The 1,524-nt window shown below is 36.1% G+C and carries 1 protein-coding gene; it reads right to left on the bottom strand.

Features of this window, described 5'->3' with window-relative positions; translation table 11 throughout:
- Positions 1–254: 254 nt before the first annotated feature.
- A complete protein-coding gene (locus tag FNW02_RS38100; RefSeq protein WP_191762627.1) occupies positions 255–1,388 on the bottom strand; it encodes an ISAs1 family transposase in 1,134 nt (377 codons plus the stop codon).
- Positions 1,389–1,524: the final 136 nt, after the last annotated feature.

Here is a 1,524-nt window from a genome sequence, read left to right as displayed (position 1 = left end):
CAGGGCGAACGCATCTTATTTACTAATAAAAACTAAAAAAGATTTGAAAATGACATAGATAATCCTACAAGTTGCTACAACTATAAATAAAACAAATCCCTAACCTTTCAACAATAGAGATTAGCTTATATTTAGATAAATCACTATATATTAATACTAAAAAAACTCATTGAGCGGTACAGAAAAGTATGCTTTTCCTCTAGACAAGTGAAACTTCCATGTAAAATTTTCAATTCAAGTGTTGATATACTATTTTAAGCTAATGCTAAAACTCTTACTAAGTAGTTGTTATCCATCGCGGCAAGAAACTGTTTATTTTTTATTCCACGCTTTACACGCTTCTCTTTACCTAAAAGATTGACTGCAATCTGCCGTAATACTGCAAAGTTTTGTGGAGCATTATTTTTTCTAATTCGACAGTCATCTTCTCTTAAAGCCACATCCAATACCCAATGTAATGAATTTTCAATACCCCAATGGCTACGAATAGAATTAGCAAATTGTTCTGCCTTGGACTCAAGACTACTAATAAAATAGCGGGTCTCTACTGTTGTTTTACCATATTCGGAGCGGACGGACTCTACCATCCCAACACTACTAAACTTTGACCACACGGAATCTGGATCAAGTTGTGACCCAACTCCAGTCAACATTACATAGTTACGGATTTCATGACGACCATGCCCTGTTTCTTCTGTTTTGTATGTGCTATGTTGAATTCCTTTAAAACCCGTGCTTATCTCTGTTTTAATTAGTTTTTCAACTTCATCATAAAGATTACCTTGATTCTTTTTTAATGTGATTACATAATCTGCCGATTGCTGTGTAATCAACTTCACAATCTCTTTCTGGCAACCCATTGCATCAATGGTTACGATACATCCTGATAGTTCTAATACCTTTAATAATTCTGGAATTGCCGTGATTTCATTCGATTTAGAGTCTACCTTTACTTGCCCTAAAACTAATTTATTGGTAGTTGCCCATGCACTCACTATCTGTATTGCATTTTGCTCACTATTGTGATCGTAAGAACCACATAAAGTTTTTCCATCTATTGCAACAACTTCACCCTCTGTTATTTTATATACTGATTTCATCCATGAAATAAAACATTCTTGAAATTGTTGAGGGTTTAATTGGGCGAAGACTCTTGCAAACGTATCATGTGACGGTATCCCGTTTGGTAACTCCAAAAATGTTTTTAACCACTCATATTTCGCGCAGCCATACGTCTCAATTGCCACCCAACTATCTGCTCCACAGATCACCGCACAGATTGAAATTGTCAAAATATCTATCAACTTGTGTCGCTTTGTGCGGTCTATTCTTGGGTCTGACATCATAGCAAAATGGTCAGCAATAGTGATTTTGGGCTTGAGCTTCACGCAAACTGGGGCAATATTGCTACTTTTACAATGACTTTACCATCAAAGCCTTATTGCTCAACCTCTATACCATGAGCGATCGCTGCCTTTATCTCTCTTAGTATTTATGTACTATACTTAGATGCGTTTACCCTGG

Source organism: Komarekiella delphini-convector SJRDD-AB1, assembly GCF_014831675.1.
Classification (GTDB): Bacteria; Cyanobacteriota; Cyanobacteriia; order Cyanobacteriales; family Nostocaceae; genus Komarekiella.
Note: the sequence above shows the minus strand (reverse complement) of the source record. Positions and strands in the feature narration are given on the sequence as shown.